We start from the raw sequence: 3621 nt of genomic DNA, 5'->3' as shown, positions 1-3621 counted from the left end.
AGTTCGTTTAGTAAATCCAAGAATTGAGATCGAAGCAGTACCTGGTGTAACCGGGGATGGAGAAGTTATTGCACGTCCAAGTAAATTATTAATTGCAGAAAAAATTGAATTGGTAGGTGGACAAAATGGCTAAACAAGCACCTTTTGTATTGCGGGATGAAAATGGATTTAGTGATGAGACTATTCCTGTTTTGTTTAATGAGAGTGTGGGTACGTTAACTTTTGTGCAGGAGCGTCCTACGAAATTTGTAAACAATGAGGATGGCGAGCGAACGGATGAAATTCGTGCGATTAGTGTTGAGCTTGTAAGTTCAGAACAAAAAACTAACTTTAATGTGGATTTACCGCCAATGTTTAATCTGAGTAGCTTGAACTTAAAATATGGAGATGAAGTCTTATTAAAGGGAGTAAAAGAAGCAACAGCTTGGGCTGTGTTGCCACAAGGAAGTCGTAATGTAGTAGATGCGATTACGGGTTTTTCGATTGTTGCGGAAAGTATGGAAAAAACCGCTAAAACTGATAAGCAAGTAGCCAAAGATAATAGTGAAAAAGGAAAATAAGAGGCGATAACTAATGGATTTCTTATTTGTATATCGCGGGATACGGATTCGACCTTTTCATAAACATATTAACTCCATTTATCGTTTATTATTATGGACTCCTTTTCTACTAGTAATATCTTTTGCTTGTTTCAAGTGGCTCTATAATCCGGTAAATCATTTATTGAAGCAGGGAGAATTAAATGTATTTCCCGTTATTCGATTGTTTATGTTGCCGATTTTGATACTTGCTCTTAGCTATATTATGGTATGCATGTTTTGGCAATGGTCGTTTAAACGGAATGGTTTTTTCTCCAGAGTAGATCATAGAACCCGTTTAGCTAAAATGGTTCATGAAAATCAGTGGATTATTTATGATAATCAGCGAAAGAAGAGAGATTCCCGTAAGAAAGCGAAAGTCATTTACAGGCCAAAAATATTTTATCGCAAGAAAAAGGATCAAATTGCTATTTACTTCCCCTTAGACGGAAATAGATTCCAAAGAGAATTTGAAGAACTGTCATCTAGATTAGAGAAGGTACTCTTTGTTGATGGTATTGAAACGACAAGAGAGAAAGGGTACTTAAAGTTTATGTTTGCTACAGGTGCCCGTTCTAATAGGATTTCAGTTACAGAGATGCAAGTAAAACCTAATAGAATTCAGTTAATGAAGAATATTTGGTGGCGAATTGATAAAGTAAGTCACTGCTTGATCACAGGTGGTACAAATGGTGGGAAAAGTGTGACACGTTCGCAGCTGAAAAGGCTGTGCACAGTAGGTTAAGAACTACTGGAGAACTAATATTTTGATGAGTGGAATGATGGAGTAACGCCTTGAAACGCTCACTCTAAAACTGCGACGTGCAATTTGTCTATGTAATGAGATAAGTTGTGCGAAGCTCGCAGAAGTCGGCAGAAAGTTATCCGTAACAGAACATGCAAATGTAGCTGTGGAAAAGAATTTGGAGGCAAATTCCATAACTGATATGCCGGGGGTCTATAAAATACCTATGGTTAGAATGTCACAATGTGACTGACGAAATTCCGAACGTACGGGTCTATAAGCCGAAGCAATAGAAATGTTGTTGTCCGAATACGGAAGTATACGAGGTTGAGTAAGAATTTTTGCTATGAAAAACCTTATAGTATTACAGGTACTATCTAGTATACAGGCCCAGAGGAACACCTAAGGGTATATGTACAGATAGAAATATTGGAACGTGGAAAGGTTGGAATATGGAGCCAGTTACAGGCTGTGAAATATTGAACTGGAAAAGAATTTATTCTATAACAGTTCTTTATCCAACTGAGAGCGGTGGCACGGTACCGATGAAGCAATGATAATAAATTGTGGAGGGACGGCCACTAGTCGTTAGAGGAATAAAATTAAAAACTATAGAAACTCAAAGGTTCGAGTATGACTAAAAAAAGCGAAATCCAGAAACTGAAAGGAAAGTAGCTGACTTTGACAAATAATCAAAAGCTATTAAAAAGACAAAAAATCCGTAATGCTGAATACTATGACATGCAAAATATTTTTGATGAGCTATATGAACAAAGTAATCAGGGAAGTAAATTTACTCACCTTATTGAGTTGATTCAACGACCTGAAAATATTCGTTTAGCCTACAGAAATATTAGAAAAAATCATGGTAGCCGAACAGCTGGAACGGATAATCAAACAATTAAAGAATTGAACTGTTGGCCAGAAAGAGCCTTAATCGCACATGTTCAGAAGAAATTCCAATGGTATATCCCTAAGTCTGTTCGTAGAGTAGAGATTCCCAAAGGGAATGGTAAGAAACGTTCTTTAGGAATCCCAACAATTATGGATCGATTGATTCAACAGTGCATTCTTCAAGTACTGGAACCAATATGTGAAGCGAAATTCTTTAAGAGAAACAATGGATTCCGTCCAAATAGAAGTACGGAACACGCAATTGCTCAAGCTGAAAAGTTCATGCAAAACATGAATTGTCATTATGTGGTAGATATTGATATAAAGTCCTTCTTTGACAATGTGAACCATGGAAAACTGCTAAAACAGATATGGACGATGGGCATACAAGATAAGAAACTGCTTTCTATTCTATCAAGTATGCTAAAAGCTGAAATTGTTAAAGTTGGATTTCCAGAAAAAGGGACACCGCAAGGTGGGATTATCTCTCCTCTTCTTTCAAATATTGTTCTTAACGAGTTGGATTGGTGGATTGTTAGTCAATGGGAAGAAATGCCAACGAAGACAAAATACGTTCAACGAGTTTATTCCAATGGTACTTTAGGAAAAAGAAGCGAATATCGAGCATTAAGAAACACAAATTTAAAGGAATGCTACATTGTTAGGTATGCCGATGATTTTAAAATCTTCTGTAAAACTCGAACAGATGCAAAACGTCTGTTTGAAGCAACCAAGCAATGGTTAAAGCAACGCTTAGGACTAGACGTGTCGCCAGAAAAATCTAAGATAGTGAACCTAAAAAGACATTATACAGAATTTCTAGGCTTTAAGTTGAAAGTCCACCCAAAAGGAAAAAAGCGTAATGGCTCCCCTAAATTTGTTGTGAAAGCTCGAATGAAAGAACAAGCACTTGCCAAAATACATGAGAAAAGTAAGTCTATTATCAAACGATTACGCCAGACTTACAATAAAGAAGTGGAATATAAATGGATTCAGTTGTATAACGCTCATATCATTGGTGTACACAATTACTACTCCATTGCGACTCATGTAAATCTTGATTTTAAAACCATTGCTTTTGATGTCAAAAAGAGTATCTATAATCGATTGAAGCATAAATTGCACAGAGACGGAGTTATCACAAACAAATATATCAAAGAAAAATATGGAAAAAGTAAGGAAGTTCGTTTTATAAGCGGCATTCCTATTGTTCCAATTGCTTATGTTCAACACAGAGTCCCATTAGATAAAAAGAAGAAAATTAACAAATATACGCCTCAAGGTAGATTGGAAATTCATAAAAATCTTGAAGGAGAGTATGTCAAAAATCTTTATTATCTAATGGGACTCTGTGTTGAACATAAGCAATTGGAACAATAGGAATGCCGCTTATAAAACGAACTT

The 3621-nt window shown here is 36.2% G+C and carries 3 protein-coding genes; all 3 read left to right on the top strand.

The annotated features are described in order from the left end of the window. The first annotated feature begins 125 nt into the window (after positions 1-125). Positions 126-560, top strand: a complete 435-nt coding sequence (locus tag Q0A12_RS11300; RefSeq protein ID WP_061100591.1) for a DUF961 family protein — start codon at positions 126-128, stop codon at positions 558-560. Between the two features lie 13 nt (positions 561-573). Then, positions 574-1323, top strand: a complete 750-nt coding sequence (locus Q0A12_RS11295) for a hypothetical protein (protein WP_291292748.1) — start codon at positions 574-576, stop codon at positions 1321-1323. A gap of 681 nt (positions 1324-2004) precedes the next feature. Then, the gene (ltrA, locus tag Q0A12_RS11290) at positions 2005-3597 is read left to right on the top strand and encodes a group II intron reverse transcriptase/maturase (RefSeq protein ID WP_291292747.1); all 1593 of its coding nucleotides are present in this window, start codon (positions 2005-2007) and stop codon (positions 3595-3597) included. Positions 3598-3621: the final 24 nt, after the last annotated feature.

It is taken from the genome of Enterococcus sp. (assembly GCF_022711995.1).
Lineage (GTDB): Bacteria > Bacillota > Bacilli > Lactobacillales > Enterococcaceae > Enterococcus_D.
Note: the sequence above shows the minus strand (reverse complement) of the source record. Positions and strands in the feature narration are given on the sequence as shown.